The 17,113-nt window shown below is 62.8% G+C and carries 17 protein-coding genes; 5 read left to right on the top strand and 12 right to left on the bottom strand.

The window, feature by feature from the left end; all coding sequences use genetic code 11:
- Positions 1-338: 338 nt before the first annotated feature.
- The 5 genes from IB262_RS07120 to IB262_RS07100 all read right to left on the bottom strand — a co-directional run bounded on the left by IB262_RS07120 (position 339) and on the right by IB262_RS07100 (position 6,048).
- A complete protein-coding gene (locus IB262_RS07120; protein ID WP_162728763.1) occupies positions 339-572 on the bottom strand; it encodes a hypothetical protein in 234 nt (77 codons plus the stop codon).
- A 70-nt stretch (positions 573-642) separates the two neighbouring features.
- On the bottom strand, positions 643-2,148 hold the full coding sequence (gene cysN, locus IB262_RS07115; RefSeq protein WP_034789186.1) for a sulfate adenylyltransferase subunit CysN: 1,506 nt from the start codon (positions 2,146-2,148) through the stop codon (positions 643-645).
- Complete coding sequence (gene cysD, locus IB262_RS07110) at positions 2,148-3,101, bottom strand: sulfate adenylyltransferase subunit CysD (protein ID WP_112975880.1); 954 nt, start codon at positions 3,099-3,101, stop codon at positions 2,148-2,150. The genes cysN and cysD overlap by 1 nt, the downstream gene beginning before the upstream one ends.
- A 43-nt stretch (positions 3,102-3,144) precedes the next feature.
- A complete protein-coding gene (locus IB262_RS07105) occupies positions 3,145-3,903 on the bottom strand; it encodes a phosphoadenylyl-sulfate reductase (protein WP_112975919.1) in 759 nt (252 codons plus the stop codon).
- 231 nt (positions 3,904-4,134) lie between these two features.
- A complete protein-coding gene (locus IB262_RS07100) occupies positions 4,135-6,048 on the bottom strand; it encodes a HAMP domain-containing methyl-accepting chemotaxis protein (RefSeq protein WP_112975881.1) in 1,914 nt (637 codons plus the stop codon).
- A 382-nt stretch (positions 6,049-6,430) separates the two neighbouring features.
- On the opposite strand from IB262_RS07100, the gene IB262_RS07095 reads away from it, so the two are divergent.
- Together IB262_RS07095 and IB262_RS07090 are read left to right on the top strand one after the other, a co-directional pair.
- Complete coding sequence (locus IB262_RS07095; RefSeq protein WP_034789195.1) at positions 6,431-6,820, top strand: DUF6152 family protein; 390 nt, start codon at positions 6,431-6,433, stop codon at positions 6,818-6,820.
- The gene (locus tag IB262_RS07090; protein WP_112975882.1) at positions 6,817-7,296 is read left to right on the top strand and encodes a DUF2214 domain-containing protein; all 480 of its coding nucleotides are present in this window, start codon (positions 6,817-6,819) and stop codon (positions 7,294-7,296) included. Before IB262_RS07095 ends, IB262_RS07090 begins: the two co-directional genes overlap by 4 nt.
- A gap of 8 nt (positions 7,297-7,304) precedes the next feature.
- On the opposite strand, the gene IB262_RS07085 is transcribed toward IB262_RS07090, so the two are convergent.
- The 6 genes from IB262_RS07085 to betI form a co-directional block, all read right to left on the bottom strand.
- Complete coding sequence (locus tag IB262_RS07085) at positions 7,305-7,940, bottom strand: flavodoxin family protein (protein WP_060516274.1); 636 nt, start codon at positions 7,938-7,940, stop codon at positions 7,305-7,307.
- A gap of 164 nt (positions 7,941-8,104) precedes the next feature.
- Positions 8,105-8,989 (bottom strand): sigma-70 family RNA polymerase sigma factor, encoded by an 885-nt coding sequence (locus IB262_RS07080; protein ID WP_318266873.1) that lies wholly within the window; start codon positions 8,987-8,989, stop codon positions 8,105-8,107.
- Positions 8,990-9,211: 222 nt separating this feature from the next.
- Complete coding sequence (betA, locus tag IB262_RS07075) at positions 9,212-10,861, bottom strand: choline dehydrogenase (protein ID WP_060516272.1); 1,650 nt, start codon at positions 10,859-10,861, stop codon at positions 9,212-9,214.
- A 267-nt stretch (positions 10,862-11,128) separates the two neighbouring features.
- Positions 11,129-12,592 carry a betaine-aldehyde dehydrogenase gene (betB, locus tag IB262_RS07070; protein WP_060516271.1) on the bottom strand — a complete coding sequence of 488 codons (1,464 nt, stop codon included), beginning with the start codon at positions 12,590-12,592 and terminating at the stop codon, positions 11,129-11,131.
- 1 nt (position 12,593) lies between these two features.
- Positions 12,594-14,129, bottom strand: a complete 1,536-nt coding sequence (gene betC / locus IB262_RS07065; protein WP_060603930.1) for a choline-sulfatase — start codon at positions 14,127-14,129, stop codon at positions 12,594-12,596.
- Entirely contained in the window at positions 14,126-14,728 is a 603-nt protein-coding gene (gene betI / locus IB262_RS07060; RefSeq protein WP_034789209.1) for a transcriptional regulator BetI, read from the bottom strand. The genes betC and betI overlap by 4 nt, the downstream gene beginning before the upstream one ends.
- 146 nt (positions 14,729-14,874) lie before the next feature.
- On the opposite strand from betI, the gene IB262_RS07055 reads away from it, so the two are divergent.
- Positions 14,875-15,423, top strand: coding sequence for an HdeD family acid-resistance protein (locus IB262_RS07055; protein WP_112975668.1), 549 nt, complete (start codon positions 14,875-14,877; stop codon positions 15,421-15,423).
- Positions 15,424-15,425: 2 nt separating this feature from the next.
- On the opposite strand, the gene IB262_RS07050 is transcribed toward IB262_RS07055, so the two are convergent.
- Positions 15,426-15,998 (bottom strand): TetR/AcrR family transcriptional regulator, encoded by a 573-nt coding sequence (locus tag IB262_RS07050; protein ID WP_089043838.1) that lies wholly within the window; start codon positions 15,996-15,998, stop codon positions 15,426-15,428.
- Between the two features lie 83 nt (positions 15,999-16,081).
- Between IB262_RS07050 and IB262_RS07045 the strand changes: the two genes are divergently transcribed.
- Together IB262_RS07045 and IB262_RS07040 are read left to right on the top strand one after the other, a co-directional pair.
- Positions 16,082-16,483 carry a hypothetical protein gene (locus IB262_RS07045; protein ID WP_113135466.1) on the top strand — a complete coding sequence of 134 codons (402 nt, stop codon included), beginning with the start codon at positions 16,082-16,084 and terminating at the stop codon, positions 16,481-16,483.
- A gap of 34 nt (positions 16,484-16,517) precedes the next feature.
- Positions 16,518-16,952: a DUF3995 domain-containing protein gene (locus tag IB262_RS07040; RefSeq protein ID WP_112975667.1), complete on the top strand. Its 435-nt coding sequence runs from the start codon at positions 16,518-16,520 to the stop codon at positions 16,950-16,952.
- Positions 16,953-17,113 lie beyond the last annotated feature (161 nt).

Here is a 17,113-nt window from a genome sequence, read left to right as displayed (position 1 = left end):
GCGAACGTCGCGTCCGCTTTCATTCGTCCATGGTCAGGCGGACTGTCCCACGGCGTTCGGAAACGGTGAAACAGCCCTATCGATCCTCATGATCGACGCGCCAAGTTACGAATGCGGCGTTGGATTGATAGTCGTGATCGCGCGAGGCTTGCGCCATGGTGAAGCGATTACCAGCGTTGTTTCATTTTGAAGCAACGCCTCTCCGGCTTGATAACGCCGCAACGGAACCTTGACCTCGGCGATCGCGGCGCCGACGCAGGCCGTTTATTGTTCACATGGAAACGACGTGTTCGCAGATTGGTGTCTTATCAGTGTGAACAATCGGGGCGATATTTCCATCAACACTTGTTTTTGCCCGAGAGGCTCAGATGTTGAAGGAACCAATTTTTACCTTTCGCGAGATCGCCATTTGGTCCGCCATTCTTGGCAGCGTTGTCGGCTACCAGCTTTGGCAGCACGCCGATCCCGCGCCGTTGACGATCACTCTTCCTGTGATCGAGCAGCAGCTTTGATGGATGCCCGCGGAGTTGCGCCTCGGCAAACCCTCGAAAGGTGTCCACGGCGATCACCATCGATTCTCAGCCGTTCATGCAAAATAAAAAAGGGGCCGCTCCGGCCCCTTTTTGCTGCGTGTCATGTCGCTCACCCGTCGATGTCGTCGATGATTTCCACGGCCCTGCCGGCGGAGACGCGGCGGACTTCGGCTTCCTCGCGGCGGCCGGCGAAGAGCTCCGTCGCCATCAGCTGGTCGGCGAGGTCGGCCGGCAGCGAAAGGATAACGCGGGCGTCTTCCGTGTGGATGCCGCCGAGCGCCGAGCGCTTGGCGGTGATCATGCCGCCCGCCACCGTGTTGTTGGTGTCCGGATCGATCAGGATGAACGCGCCGGTGGTGCGGTTCTGCTCGTAGGTGTCGAAGATCGCCTGCTCGTCGAAGGCGAGATGCACCTTGCCGATAGCGTTCATCGGCAGCTGATCGGCCTGGTTCCACTTACCGGTCTGGAGGTCAAGCTGGCTTGCCGGCTGCACCTGGACGCGCTGGCGTCGGCTGCCACTCTTCAGCCAGTAGCGCTTACCGGGCTGGATGCCTTCGGCCTGCAGCGCGACGAGCTGGGCGTCGAAGGAAAGACCGGTCAGCGGCTGGCTGTCGATCGCGACGATCATGTCGCCGCGCGAGACGTCAACCTGGCGGTCGAGCACGAGCGTGATCGCGTCGCCGGCGACCGCTGCGTTGCGCACGAGATCGAAAGTGACGATCTTGGTGACGTTGGCAACCATGCCCGAGGGCAGGATGACAACACTGTCGCCGGGCTTCACCGAGCCGCCGGCAACCGTGCCCTGATAGCCGCGGAAGCTTTCGCCGGGCCGCGAGACGCGCTGCACCGGCAGGCGGAAACCAACGGTCTGGGCCGAACGAGTGGTTGCCAGCTCCAGTACCTCGATCAGCGTCGGGCCGTCATACCAGGGCATCGAGGCGCGGCCGTCGTAGACGACGTTCTCGCCCTTTAGCGCCGAGACCGGGATGGCGATGACCTGGCGCACGCCAAGCGACAGCGCCAGCTCGCGGAACTCGTGGCTGATCTCTTCGAAACGGGCGCGGTCGTAGTCGGTGAGGTCGATCTTGTTGACCGCCAGCACGAACTGCTTGATGCCCATCAGCGTCGCGATCGTCGCATGCCGGCGGGTCTGTTCGAGCAGTCCGACGCGGGCGTCGACGAGCAGCACGGCGAGGTCGGCGGTCGAGGCGCCGGTCGCCATGTTGCGGGTATATTGCTCATGACCGGGCGTGTCGGCGACGATGAACGAGCGCTTGTCGGTCGAGAAGTAGCGATAGGCGACATCAATGGTGATGCCCTGTTCGCGCTCGGCCTGCAGCCCGTCGAGCAGCAGCGCGAAATCGGGAAGGCCAAGATCGTTCTGCTTGCCTTTGGAATCGCGCTGAAGCGTCGCTGCCTGGTCTTCCTTGACCGCCTTGGTGTCCCAGAGCAAGCGGCCGATCAGTGTCGACTTGCCGTCGTCGACCGAGCCGCAGGTGATGAGCCGAAGGGGACGGCTGTCACGGGTGGCGCGCGCCGGCTCCTGCGCCGGGAAAGCGAGAACTTCGCCAGCTGCAACGTGCTCGACGGCATTCGCGGTTGCGGGTGCGGTCATCAGAAATATCCTTCGCGCTTCTTCTTTTCCATCGAGCCGGATTGGTCACGGTCGATGGCGCGGCCCTGGCGTTCGGAAACGGTCGCGGTTTCGAGTTCGGAGATGATGTCGTCGAGCGTCGTCGCGGTCGAACGGATGGCGCCGGTCAGCGGGAAGCAGCCGAGCGTGCGGAAGCGGATGACTTCTTCGCGCTTGGTCTCGCCAGGCAAAAGTTCGAGGCGCGAGTCTTCGGCGAGGATCATCATGCCGTCGCGTTCGACGATCGGGCGCTTTTCAGCAAAGTAGAGCGGCACGATCGGAATGTCTTCGGCCTGGATGTAGCGCCAGATATCGACCTCGGTCCAGTTGGACAGCGGGAAGGCGCGCACGCTCTCGCCCTTGCGGATCATGCCGTTGTAGACGTTCCAGAGTTCCGGACGCTGGTTGCGCGGGTCCCAGCGGTGGTCGGGCGTGCGGAAGGAGTAGATGCGCTCCTTGGCGCGGCTCGCCTCTTCGTCGCGACGCGCGCCGCCGAAGGCAGCATCGAACTGGCCGGCGTCGAGCGCCTGGCGCAGCGCCTCAGTCTTCATGATGTCCGTATAGAGCGCCGAACCGTGGGTGAACGGCGTGACGTTCTCGGCGGCACCGCGCGGATTGACGTGTTCGATCAGGTCAAGGTCGTAGCGCTCGACGATCTCGTTGCGGAACGCGATCATCTCGGCGAATTTCCAGCCGGTGTTGACGTGCAGCAGCGGGAAGGGAACGCGGCCGGGATAGAAGGCCTTGCGCGCCAGATGCAAGAGAACCGAGGAATCCTTGCCGATCGAATAAAGCATGACCGGGCGCTCGAACTCGGCGGCCACTTCGCGGAAGATGTGGATCGCTTCGTTTTCCAGCGCCTTCAGATGCGGATCGAGCGGCGGCTTGGCACTCTGCGGATTATGCAGTTCCGTTTCCGGATGGATGTGGGGCATTTCAGTCTCCGGGAGGATTTGTCTTCGGATGAGCGCGCCAGCCTCAGGCGGCGCTGCTCGAATTGGGGATGTTGGAGCTTGCGGCGGCCTCGGGAACATGCAGACCACATTCGCGCTTCTCGTCGTTCTCCCACCACCAGCGGCCGGCGCGCTCGGGCTCGCCGGGCTTGATGGCGCGGGTGCAGGGCTCACAGCCGATCGACGGATACCCGCGGGCGTGCAGCGGGTTGACCGGAACGGCGTGCGTGGCGACGTAGCTGTTGATGGTCTCGATGTCCCAGTCGGCCAGCGGATTGATCTTGATCAGGCCGCGTTCGGCATCTGCCTCGGCGAAGGGCGTGGAGGCACGGTTGCCCGACTGGCCGCGGCGCAACCCGGTGACCCAGAAGCTTGCTCCTTCGAGTGCGCGCGCAAGCGGCTTCAGCTTGCGCACGTCGCAACAGGCATGTCGCGCTTCGACGCTTTCATAGAAACCGTTGAGACCGTAGCGCGCCGCATAGGCGTCAATGTCGGCCTTTTCCGGATGGTAGCGCTTGATCAGGATGTCGTAGGCTTCTTCCGTCTTGTCGATCAGCGCCGCGGTCTCATCGAAGAGACGACCGGTCTGAAGCGTGACGACATCGACGGCAAGCTTGTTCTTTCCGATCGCGGCGGTAATCACCTGATCCTCGATGCCGAGCGAGGTCGTGAAGACTGCCCGCCCTTCAAGGCTTGCAACGAGCGCCAGCCGCCCGGCAAGATCCAGGCTTTCGAGCCTCTCGTTCAGTGCCTTGGCGGTGGTTTCGAGGGATGACGTGGTCATGGCTGCGTCCTGTTCCAACTTGGGCGGAATATCGCAGCCGAACAGGACAATGGACAGAAATAGCGGTTTCTAATGCTGTTTGTTTGGAGCAAATCTGCCTCTCAGATCGAAAAGCAGCGAAAAACCGAGTATAGACTAGTAATTTACTAGATTTAATACTGTATGTGGCAAAAGCTAGAGACGCGAACCCTGCGGCTCGCGTCTCCTTGTTTTGCGGCCGAAGCCTGATCGTCAGAACTCCGCCCAGCCGTCCTCGTGTGGTCGCGCGCCGCCGCGATAGGCGCCGGCGAGCTTGCGGGTCAACGCACGTGCGGGCGAGGGGGCTGCACTCTCCGTGGCGCCACTTGCCACGAGGCGTGGTCCTGCCGAAGAGCCGATGCCGGTCCTGAAGCGCATCAGGAGGTCGTTGAGCGCGCCGGCCTCGCGGGCAAGGCTGTGGCTGGCGGCGGTCGATTGCTCCACCATCGCCGCATTCTGCTGCGTGCCCTGGTCGATGGCATTCACCGCCGTATTGATCTGCTGGATGCCGGCTGCCTGTTCGCGGGCGCTTTCGACGATCGCCGTCACGTGGCTGCTGATCTCCTTGACCTCGACGATGATGCTTTCGAGTGCCGCGCCGGTCTCTCGCACCAGGGTGACGCCGGATTTGACCTGCTGGCCGGATGTGGCGATCAGCACCTTGATCTCCTTGGCAGCCTGAGCCGAGCGCTGGGCAAGCTCGCGCACTTCCTGGGCGACGACGGCAAAACCCTTGCCCGCCTCACCGGCGCGAGCCGCCTCGACGCCGGCGTTAAGCGCCAGGAGGTTCGTCTGGAAGGCGATGTCGTCGATCACGCCGATGATGCTGGAGATCTCCCGCGACGAGGCTTCGATGCCGCTCATGGCGGTGACGGCATTGCCGACGATTTCGCCCGATTTCTCTGCAGCACCACGGGTGCGGATGACAAGCGTGCCCGCCTCTTCCGCGCGCCGGCTGGCATCGGCGACGGTGGTGGCGATCTGGTCGAGCGCGGCTGCGGTTTCCTCGACCGAGGCGGCCTGTTGTTCCGTGCGCTTGGAGAGATCGCCGGCGGCGGAGCGGATTTCGCTGGCGCCGGCGTTAATGCTGCGAGCGTTCTCCCCGACTGAGCGCAGCGCATCCTCGAGATTGGCGACGGAACTGTTGAAGTTGGTTCGCAGCGCGTCGAGCCGTTCGGCAAGCGGCGTTTCGATCCGGAAGGTCAGATCACCTTCGGCAAGTCGATCGAGGCCAAAGCCAAGCGCACTGACTGCCGCCTGGACCTCCGCCGCCTCTTTCGCCTTCTGTGCCTCGCGCTGTTCACGCTCGCGTTCCGACAGCGAACGACCGGCTTCGGCCTCTTGCTCCAGCCGCTCGCGTTCCAGCGCATTGTCTCGGAAGACGGCGACAGCGCCGGCCATCTGGCCGATTTCGTCGCGGCGACCTTCGCCGAAGATCAGTGCCTTGAGATTGCCCGCGGCAAGCTGGCGCATGGCTTCGCGCAGGCTCGTCAGCGGGCGCAACAGGCCGGCAATGACGAACCAGACGGTCGCGCCAAGCATGAGCAGGGCGAAGCCTGCAATCACGCTTTGCCAGAGTGTCAGGTTGTCCTTCTCGGCATTCGCCGCTTCGAGCTCGCCGTTAGCCTCGGAAAGCTGCAGCTTGATCAAGTCGCTGATTGGCGCGGCGAGGGGATCGACTGATGAGTAGAGCTTGGTATCGACAAAGCTTTCGAGTTCGGCCTTGTCCTGACGCTGCATGATCTGCACGAGATCGCGGATCGACGCATCACTTGCGATGCGCGCCCTGTCGAAAATCTCGGTCAGCGTCTTTTCCTCCGGCGTGAGCCGTGTGGCTTCGTAGGTGCGCCAGCGCGTATCGATGGTCGCAAGCGCCGCGTCGATCGCTTTTGCGCCGGCCGCCCAGTCCAGGGCGCCGCTGCGGACCTTATGGGTCGTGTCGACGATTTCGACCGCATACATGTCGGACACCGTCTTCAAGTGGTCGACTGGCAGCAACCGGTCGACGACAATCGATTCGGTGCGTTTGGAGATGGAAGTCAGCGCACTGAAGGCCGTAACGATCATGACCAGCATGGCGACGGCGAGCAGGGACAGACAGACGAGCAGGCGTGCTTTGATTGTCATGAATAACGCTCCGCGGTTGCCCGCAAGGCAAATCATCCTCGGCCGATGGCCGCGGGCACGGCCGCAAAGGCATCGGTAAGCGAGCTCGCCTTGGCAGGGGAGTGATGTCGATGATGGGATGGAGCACGCGATATTGCGCGGCGAAACTGCCGTCATGGCATGTTCGCCCAGCGTTCACTCCGTCTCATATAGACATAACAACCGGAGATTAAGAATGGCTAAATTTTAAGCTGTTGAATAAGGTTCGCGCAACCCAAGATTATCACAACCATAGGCGGTGGCTGTCTGCGATGCTCAAGAAGTGTTGAAGACCGCGTCCTTTCGCAAAACGCTCTTCGGGTTCAAGCTGCCACCTCTCCGAAACAGGCGAAGGAGCAGGGACATGTTGAATGCCATTTCACGTCGTGGCGTTGTCGCAATCATCCTGACGGGGCTTCTGGTTACCGGCGCCTATGCCCATCACGGATGGTCCTGGGCCGAGGCCGACCAGATCGAGCTCAAGGGCACCATCCGCGAGATCTCGATGGCGCCGCCGCATCCGACCTTACAGGTGGAGTCGTCCACGGATGGCATGTGGCACGTCGAACTCGGCAATCCCCGCCAGACGGAGCGCTCAGGCTTTGTCGAGGGATCGGCCAAGGCCGGTGACGAGATCATCGTTCTCGGCAACCGTTCGCTCGACCCGAACGAAAAGCGCATGAAGGCGGTGCGCATCACGGTCGCCGGCAAGACCTATGACATCTATCCGGAACGCATCCGGGCCGGTGGATGAGCGGCGCGGAACTCGTCGAGTGGATCGCCGGCTGGCCGGTGGGCGCGGCGCTCAGACGCTCGGCGATCCTCTATCTCGTGGTCAACGCGGCTCATATTCTCGCGATCGGCCTGCTCATCGGCGCGATCGTACCGCTTGATCTGAGGCTGCTCGGGCTTGTCGGTGATGCGCCCGTCGCGGTGCTTGGACCCTTTCTGGCGCAAGCGGCTGCGATCGGCCTGGCGATCGCGATCGTCACCGGCTTTTGCCTCTTCAGCGTCAGGCCTTCGGCCTATCTCGCCAATCCGGCGTTTCTGACCAAGCTCGCGCTTCTGGCAATCGGAACGCTCAATGCACTGTCGGTCCACGTGGGTACAGCCTGGTCGGTCGCGCGCGCAGGGGGAGCCGTTGCGTTGCGCCTGCGTGCGCAGGCGCTTGCCTCCTTGGTCACATGGCTGGGTGCTCTGCTCGCCGGCCGCTGGATCGGCTTTCTCTGACGCTGATCCTATCGCTCGCCTGCCGTTCTCCACGCGGGAAGGGCAGGCTCCTGTTCGACCGTTCTTCCTCGCACGAACTGCAGCGTTGTCTCGGCCACGCGTTGGCCGAGATGACTTGCCGTCTCAAGATCGGATGGTGGCGGCGCCAGATCGGCGCCCTGGTCGACATAGGACTGGGCGCCGGCGCCCAGCCAGAAGCCAAGCCGGTTGAGATCGTCAGGTGATCCTTTGGTCGAGTGGTTGGCCGGTGGTAGGTCGAGGTTGATCCAGTGCATGCCATGCTGGGCAGCAAAGAGAGCAAGTTGCATCAGCGTCGCGAGTTTATCGCCCGAGGCGGTTCCCGAGTTGGTGAAACCGGCAGCAAACTTGTTTTTCCAAAGGTAGCCCTTGGCCATCACGGCACTGGAACTCGCTTCCTGAAATGACTTGAACGCGGCTGACTGGCCTCCGACATAGGTCGGCGTGCCGAAAATGATCGCCTCGGCCGAGCGGAGATCGTTCCACCGTGCCGGTGCATCCTCAACCGCTAGGAGCAGACCTTGTGCGCCGTCGACGCGCTCGATACCGGCTTTAACAGCCCTGGCCTGGCGTGCCGTGTGCCCGTATCCGCTGTGGTAGATGACGGCAATGCATATGTTGCTCATGGTTTGGTCTCCTATGGTTTGGTGTTGGGCCTGCCGAGCGAGTAGAGGCACGCGCCTTCGGCGCGTGGCAGGTTAAGTTTGTTTGGAGCAGGGCGATCAGCAGAGCTGTCGGCTCTGGTGCCTGTGCGCGGGGGCGCGATCGTTAGGGCGCGGTCACCCGTCGCTCAATGAACGGCCGGAGCATCGAGATATGTCAGCGCTTCTGGGAGGTGTTTTAGCTTGTCCGGATTGCGCGTGACATAGATGACGGTGATTCTATCCCGCTCGATCTCGATCGCGGTGGTCTGCAGGACCCCGTCTTCGATGGTGATAAAACCAGGCAGCCCATTGATGAATTCGTAACGCACGAGCCGCGACATCGCCCGGGCAAAGATCAGCCTCAGCGAGGCGTGCAGCATTATCACCTCGTCTATTCCGACGATCGGCCGTCTTGGCGCCACTGTCTTGCCGCCGCCGTCGGCATAGACGATCGCGCCGGTCGCAAGCAGCGAACGAAGCTTGTGCAAATCGCCGCCACGGGAAGCGGCAAAGAAGGCGGCGGCGATTTCCATGCCCTGTTCCCGTGGCATCGCAAATCGGCGGCGGGTCTCGCGGACATTGACACGGGCACGGCTGGCCAGTTGACGGCAGGTTGCTGCCTTGCGGCCGAGCGTCTCGCCGATTTCATCGAAGCTGACACCGAAGACGTCGTGCAGCAGGAAGGCCGCTCGTTCCAGCGGCGACAGGCGTTCCAGTGCCATCATCAGAGGCAGGGTAATGTCGTCTAGTTCGTCGCACTGCTCGACGACCGGTTCCGGCAGCCATGGCCCGAGGTAGGTTTCGCGCCGCCGCCGTGCCGACTTCAACTGGTTGAGGCAAAGGCGTGTCACGATCCGGCCCAGAAACGCCGATGGTTCTTTGACGGCCGCACGGTCGGCGTTCAGCCAGCGCAGGAATGCTTCCTGTACGACATCTTCGGCTTCGCTGACGGAGCCCAGCATGCGATAGGCGATGCGGATCAGTCGCGGGCGTACCGCGCCGAAGGTCGTTCTGACGTCTTCGTCGGTCATCCCGGCCATCACGCGCCCCGCTGCGATATGGCGCGGCCGGCCCGGCTAGCGCGCACACGGGGCCATGATGGCATCACCGCTGCGGCAGTCCCATGCGGATCGGGCTTCGCTGTCATCTTCGTCTCCTTCATCTCAAGCACTCGAGAAGACAAGACAAGATAACACCGGCGAATGTGACATGCGGCCGTCGATCGCCGGCAAAAAAGTTCGCCTTGCGGCGAACTATCTGTCGCTGACCTGCCAGCGCGGGTTGATCCACGGTTCCTGGTTCGATCTGGCGAGGGGCTGCTTGCCGAGAATGTGGTCGGCCGCCTTCTCGCCGGTCATGATCGACGGGCTGTTCAAGTTGCCGTAGGTCACGTGCGGGAAGATCGAGCTGTCGGCGACACGAAGGCCTTCGACACCGATGACGCGGGTCTCCGGATCGACCACCGCCATCGGGTCGTCCTTGGCACCCATCCGGCAGGTGCCGCAGGGGTGGTAGGCGCTTTCCAGATGCTCGCGCAGGAACGCGTCGATCTGTTCGTCCGACTGGACTTTCTCGCCCGGCTGGATCTCCGGACCGCGATAGTGGTCGAAGGCTTTCTGGCCGAAGATCTCGCGGGTGAGGCGCACGCAGTGGCGGAACTTCTCCCAGTCCTCCGGGTGGCTCATATAGTTGAAGCGGATGACGGGGTCGGCCATCGGATCGGAGGAGCGCAGCGTGACGTTGCCGCGCGACTTCGAGAGGTTGTAGCCGACATGCACCTGGAAGCCGTGGGTGTTGGCGGCCGCCTTGCCGTCGTAGCTGATCGCCACCGGCAGGAAGTGGTACTGGATATCTGGCTGCTTGACGCCGGGGGCCGAGCGCAGGAAGGCGCAGGCCTCGAACTGATTGGAGATGCCGAGGCCCTTCTTGAAGAACAGCCACTGCGCGCCGGCAACGCCCTGCCAGAACCAGGGCAGCCAGGAATAGAGCGACACGGGCTTGGTCGAAATCTGCTGGAAATAGAACTCCATATGGTCCTGCAGGTTTGCGCCGACGCCTGGTCGGTCAACCTTCACCTCGATGCCCATCTCCTTCAGGTGCTCGGCCGGGCCGATGCCCGAGAGCATCAAGAGCTTCGGCGAATTGAACGAGGAGGCCGAGACGACGACCTCACGGTTGGCCTTGACGACCTCGATCTTGCCGCCGCGCTCGATCTCGACCCCGGTCGCTCGGCCGTTCTCGATGATGATCCGACGGGCGAAGCAACGCACGAGCGACACGTTCTGCCGCTTCATCGCCGGCTTCAGATAGGCGTTTGCCGCCGACCAGCGCCGGCCCTGCCAGACGGTCTGCTCCATCAGCCCGAAGCCTTCCTGCTTCGAGCCGTTATAGTCATCGGTGAGTTCGAAACCGGCCTGCTGGCCGGCCTCGATAAAGGCATGGAACAGCGGATTGTGGACCGGGCCGCGTTTAACGTGCAGCGGTCCGTCGGTTCCGCGCCAGCCGGTTTCGCCGCCGTGGCTGTTTTCCATACGCTTGAAATAGGGCAGCACATCCGCATAGGCCCAGCCGCGCGCGCCGAGTTCTTCCCAACGGTTGAAGTCTTCCGCATGGCCGCGCACATAGACGAGGCCGTTGATCGAGGAGGAGCCGCCGATCACCTTGCCGCGTGGCGCGGTGATGCGGCGGTTGTTGAGGTTCGGCTCAGGCTCAGACAGATAGCCCCAGTTGTAGCGCTTCATGCTCATCGGCCAGGCAAGCGCTGCCGGCATCTGGATGAACGGCCCCGCATCCGTTCCGCCATATTCCAGTACCAGGACGGTATTCTTGCCGTCTTCTGAGAGGCGATAGGCGAGCGCCGAGCCGGCGGAGCCGGAGCCGATGATGATGTAATCTGCCTGCATAAGCGTGGTCTTTCTTTTAATCGTTGCCCCTCGGCATGCCTCTCATCCGCAGTGACGGGATGCGCCGCTCATACGCACGGTGAGGGATCCGCCCCTCATCCGGCTGCCGCCACCTTCTCCCCGCAGGCGGGGAGAAGGAAAACGCGGATATGTCTTGCTCCCTCTCTGACGTCCCTATGCGTTGCCGCGTGTGGTCTGGCGAGCAGGCCTCGTCCCCTCTCCCCCGCGAGCGGGGAGAGGGCTAGGGGGAGGGCCAAATCAACAATCTCAATACGGCGCCTGCACCGGTCCCATGCCGACATAGACGGTCTTCAGCTCGCTATAATGGTTGAGCGCCGCGACCGAATTCTCGCGGCCGAAGCCGGATTGCTTGGAGCCGCCGAAGGGGATTTCCACCGGGCAGAGATTGTAGGTGTTGATCCACAGCGTACCGGCCTCCAGCTGGTCGACGACGCGGTGGGCGCGGGTAATGTCGGCGGTGAAGACGCCGGCCGAAAGGCCGAATTCGGTGGCATTGGCGCGGGCGATCACTTCGGCCTCGTCGTCGAAGTCGAGCACGCACATGACAGGCCCGAAGATTTCCTCGCGCGCGATCGTCATGCCGTCGGTGACGTCGGCAAAGACCGTCGGCTGGATATAGGTGCCTTCACTGTTCACGGCATTCGGAATGCCGCCACCGGTCACCAGTCGCGCACCTTCGGCCTTGCCCTTCTCGATATAGGAAAAGACCTTGTCGCGCTGTGGCGCCGAGACCATCGGCCCGAGCTGCGTTGCCTCGTCCATGGGGTCGCCGATGACGATCGCCTCGGTGCGGGCTTTGAGCCGCGTCAGGAACTGTTCCTTGATGCCCTTGTGCACGAAGACGCGGGTGCCGTTCGAGCAGACCTGCCCGGTCGAATAGAAGTTGCCGAGCATGGCGCCGCCGATGGCGCTTTCGAGGTCGGCATCGTCGAAGACGATCAGCGGCGACTTGCCGCCGAGTTCCATCGTGACGTGCTTGAGTTCGGCCGCTGCTGCACCCGCCACCTTCTTGCCGGTCGGAACGGAGCCTGTCAGCGATACCTTGGCGACGTCGGGATGGTTGACGAGCAGGGGCCCGGTGGCGCGATCGCCCTGGATGACATTGTAGAGGCCCTTCGGCAGGCCGGCTTCGACGAGAATTTCGGCGATCTTCAGGGCGCCGAGCGGCGTGTTTTCCGAGGGCTTGAAGACCATGGCGTTGCCGGCGGCGAGCGCCGGCGCGCCCTTCCAGCAGGCGATCTGCTGCGGATAGTTCCAGGCGCCGATCCCGACGCAGACGCCAAGCGGCACGCGCTTGGTATAGGCAAAGTCGCCGCCAAGCGGGATGTAGTCGCCATTGAGGGCGGTGGCGATGACGCCGCCAAAGAACTCGAAACTGTCGGCGCCGGAGGTCGGATCCGCGACGATCGTCTCCTGGATCGGCTTGCCGGTGTCGAGCGTTTCGAGCTCGGAGAGCTCGCGGTTGCGCTCGCGCATGATCTCGGCGGCGCGCTTAAGGACCCGGCCGCGCGCCGTCGGGCTCATCGCGGCCCATTCCGGCTGGGCGCGCTTGGCAGCGGCAATCGCCTTTTCGACGATCGCCGGCGTTGCCGCATGCAGCCGGGCGATCACTTCGCCGGTCGCCGGATAGATGCTCTCGATGACAGTGCCTTCGATGTCCTCGACATATTCGCCGTCGATGAAGTGCGAGGCTTGCGGTTGGGCTTTCATCTCATTCTCCCCGCGGATAGCGTTTGGATTCCTCGAGATTGTCGAGGTTCATATGGTTGCGCATGTAGCGCTCGGATGCCTTCTGCAGCGGCTGATGATCCCAGGGGTAATAGGCGCCGTTCCTGAGCGCCTCGTAGACCACCCAGCGCCGGGCCTGGCTTTCGCGCACGGCCGCATCGAAACCTTCCATGTCCCAATGGGCGGCGCACATGTCCTGGAACGCCTGCAGGGTTGCCGCCTGTACCGGCGTTTCGGGCTTGGCAGCGAGGTTTGTCAGTTCCAGCGGATCCGCTTCGAGATCGTAGAGCTGGTCGGGATCGAGCGCACAGTGGATGTATTTCCATTTGCCTTCGCGGATGGCGACCAGCGGCGCGTAGGAGGCTTCCGCCGCATATTCCATCAGCACCGGCTCTGAGCGCTCCTCGCCGTTGATCATGGGCACCAGGCTGATGCCATCGGTCCAGGGCTTGACCTCGTCCATGGTAATGCCGGCGAGGTCGGCAAGCGTCGGCGTCACGTCGAGATTGGAGGTCGGCGCCAGATGCAGGCCGGGCGTCACACCCGGTCCGGCGACCATCAGCGGCACGCGGGCAGAACCCTCGAAGAAGTTCATCTTGAACCACAGGCCGCGCTCGCCGAGCATGTCGCCATGATCCGAGCAGAAGAGGATCAGCGTATCGTCGAGCATGCGGGTGCGCGTCAACGTATCCAGAAGTTCGCCGACTTTTTCGTCAAGATAGGAAATGTTGGCGAAATAGGCGCGGCGCGAGCGGCGGATGTTGTCTTCCGTCAGGTCGAAATTGACGTAGTCGCAGGAATGCATGATGCGTTTGGAATGCGGATCCTGCCGGTCGTCCGGCAACATGCCGACCTCGGGCAACAGATGCTCGCAATCCTCGTAAAGATCCCAGAACTTCTTTCGCGCCACGTAAGGGTCGTGCGGGTGGGTGAACGAGACCGTCAGGCACCAGGGGCGGCGCTCCGCGTCATCGTTTTCGCGCGACAGCTGGTAGAGCTTCTGGTTGGCAAGGAATGCGACCTCGTCGTCATATTCCATCTGGTTGGTGATCTCGGCGACGCCGGCGCCGGTGACCGAGCCGAGATTGTGGTACCACCAGTCGATGCGCTCGCCGGGCTTGCGATAGTCCGGCGTCCAGCCGAAATCGGCCGGGTAGATGTCGGTCGTCAGCCGCTCCTCGAAGCCGTGCAGCTGGTCCGGGCCGACGAAATGCATCTTGCCCGACAGCGCCGTGTAGTAGCCGGCGCGGCGCAGGTGATGTGCATAGGTCGGGATCGACGACTGGTACTCGGCGGCGTTGTCGTAGACGCGGGTGCGGCTCGGCAGTTGCCCGGCCATGAACGAGGCGCGGGCAGGGGCGCAGAGCGGCGACGAGGTGTAATTGTTGCGGAACCGGGCCGAGCGGGCGGCGAGTGCCTTCAGGTGCGGCGCATGCAGGAACGCGGCCGGTCCGTCGGGAAAGAACTTTCCGTTCAGCTGGTCGACCATGATGATCAGGATGTTCGGTCTTGCGGTCATGCGGCCGTTCCCTGGTATGTGAGCCGATCGATGTGCGAGGTGACATAGTCTTCGGTAAGCGCGATCGAAGCTTCGATGCTGATCGGCGCGGAGCGCAGACTCTGGCGGATATAGAGCCCGTCGATCATCGCAGCTGCGCCTTCGGCAATGCGTTCCGCGTCATCATCGGCACAAAGCGTCTTGAGGCTCGCCAGCAGATTGGATCGCAGGCGCCGGGCATAGACCACGAGCAGCCGCCGCACCTCTTCCGAGCGCTGCGCTTCCGAGTAAAAGGCAAGCCAGGCGGCGATCGTATCAGGGGCGAACTGGCTTGCCTGGAAGGAGACGCGGATGAGCGCGCTCAGCCTTTCGCGCGGGCCTGCCACGGTGCGGAGCGCCGTCACCGTGTCGTCGCGCAATTGCCTTAGAAGGCTGCGGATGGTCTCGATCAGCAATTGTTCCTTGCTGCCGAAATAGTGGTGGGCAAGGGCAGGGGAAACGCCGGCGTGGCGGGCGATCTCGGACATGGTGACGGCAAGCGTGCCCTGATCGCCGATCACGCGCAGCGCTGCGTCGACCAGCGCCTTGCGGCGCACCGGTTCCATCCCGACCTTTGGCATCCGTCTCTCCCTTGACGATAATCAGTCTATTTTTGATTGACTCATCAATCAATAAAAATCGACTGTGTTTTCACTTTCCTTTTGTGCAGAAATCCGGCTCAATCCCCGCGTTAGCGATCTCGCGTTGCAAAGGACTGGAGGTTGAGATGACCCACGCATTCGATCGAGCCGACAAGTCAGCGGTTGCCGGTAAATGGGGGTGGTTCGTCGCCCTCGGCGTGCTGTTGATCATGTGCGGCGGCCTTGCCTTCGGCAATCTGCTGATGGCGACGGTCGCGTCCGTCTATTATGTCGGGATCATCATGCTGGTCGGCGGGCTGTTCAATCTCGCCCACGCCTTTCAGGTAAAGGGCTGGGACAGCGTGCTCTACTGGGGCCTGAGCGGCGGCTGCTATACGATCGCCGGCCTTTTTGCCTTCATCAATCCCGTGCTCGCCTCGTCCTTCCTCACCTTTATCATGGCGATCGCCTTGATCGTCGCGGGTTGCTTCCGCATCTGGGTTGGCCTGAAGCTCAGGCCGCTGCAGGGCTGGGGCTGGGTTGCACTCGGCGGTCTGGTCACGCTTGTGGCCGGCCTGATCATCGCTGCCGGCTGGCCCGTCAACAGCCTCTGGATCCTCGGCCTGTTTCTCGCCGTCGACCTCGTCATGCAGGGCTTGTCGCTGATCGCCTTCGGCGTTCTGGCCAAGGGCTGAGTTTAGCGCGAGGTGCTGCCGAGCAGCGCCTCGAGCAGCCGGAGCAGATCGCCGCGAAGATCGGCAAGACCGTTTGCAGCGAGCGCCTCAAGTCCGATCAGCGCGCCGTAGAGCGCGCTGGCGCCGCTGTGGCTCTCACTTGACGAAAATCCGCAATGACCGAGCAGGTCGGCAATGTAGCCAAGGCGGCGTTCGTCGACGGACTTAAGGGTCATGGCGGCCATGGTGTCGAAGCGCGCCCATTCGCGGACCGCGCCGTCCGTCAGCAAGCCGCCATAGGGAAGGCTGCGTTCGTCGGTCGCGGCATGCACCAGCAACCGCAATCGCTCCTGCGCCGTTACTTCCGCGGCTTCGATTTCTGCGATGATCGCGTCTGTCGCTTCGCGCGCCCAATGGGCAAGCATCTTTGCCTTCAGATCCGGCACATCCTTGAAATGCCAGTAGAAGGAGCCCTTGCTCACCTTCAGGTCGCGGGCGATCGCCTCGGCCCGGATCGCCTGCACGCCGCCGGTCGTCAGTGCGCGGAAGGCGGCCTTGATCCAATCATCGCTCGTGAGGGTACTTTTTGTCGTCATGGCCTTCCATACGTCACCGTATTGACTGATGCAACCAGGTCGCGTACATACGCTGCCGTATGGTGAAGATTGGAGGCGAAGGCATGAGCAAATGGCTTCTGGCAGCGGGCATCCTGTCCCTGGCGACAACGGGCATTCATCTCTTTGCCGGCGGGCCGGAGGTGCATGTGCCTTTGCTTGCAAGCAGCCCCTCGGCGCTGCTTAAAACCTATGTCTCGCTTCTCTGGCACGCGACGAGCGCCATCCTCCTGATCAACAGTATCGCCCTGCTGTTTGCCGCCGTGAACGGGCGTTACCGTGCGCCGCTGGCCGCTGCGGTGATCGTGCAATATCTCGCCTATGCGGTGCTCTTCATCGGCTACGGGCTTGCCTATCTCGGTTCTCTCTCGACCACGCCGCAATGGGCGGCCTTTCTCCTCATGGCCGCGCTTGCGGCGATCGGCGTGCGGTCGGGCAAAGGGTCTCCGTCAACCGTGACCGCTTGAGGCGGTCCGCCCACAGGCAAGCAAGGAACCCATCATGTTGGCGGCAATCGCGATCCTGCTTTTCCTCGTTCTTTCCGGTATCGCCGGGCTGCATGCCTACTGGGCGTTCGGCGGACTTTGGCCCTGTGACGACGAAGAAACGCTTGTCCGCACGGTGGTCGGCACGAAGCACCGGTCGGCGATGCCGCCGGTCTGGCTGACGCTGGTCGTTGTCGTAATCCTCTTTGCGGCGGCGCTCCTGCCATTGTCCGTGACGCCCGTCTTTGCAGGGCTTTTGCCGCCGATCCTCGGCCATGGCGGCCTTGCGGGGCTTGCCGCCATCCTCGTCGCCCGTGGCCTCCTGGCCTTCACCACCGCGTTCCACCAACGCCACGGCACGGAGCCCTTCGTGACGCTCGACCGTCGCATCTACGGTCCGCTCTGCCTGGTCATCGGTGCCGGATACCTGACATTGCTCGTTCTCGTCTGAACCATCCTGGCGCGACGGTCAGGATGGGGCAGACGCCGACCGATCGCAGGACTTGCTCATGAAACTACTGATTTCATTAGAGTGTTTGCATCTGATTGGCGCAGTTGCGGCTGTCACATAGCTTTCATCAAAGCTTCATAATGGGGAAAGACTTCGTTGAC

Source organism: Ensifer sp. ENS02 (genome assembly GCF_014851885.1).
GTDB classification, from domain to species: Bacteria; Pseudomonadota; Alphaproteobacteria; order Rhizobiales; family Rhizobiaceae; genus Ensifer; species Ensifer adhaerens.
The sequence above is the reverse complement of the archived record's forward strand: the minus strand, read 5'-3'. Positions and strand labels throughout refer to the sequence as shown.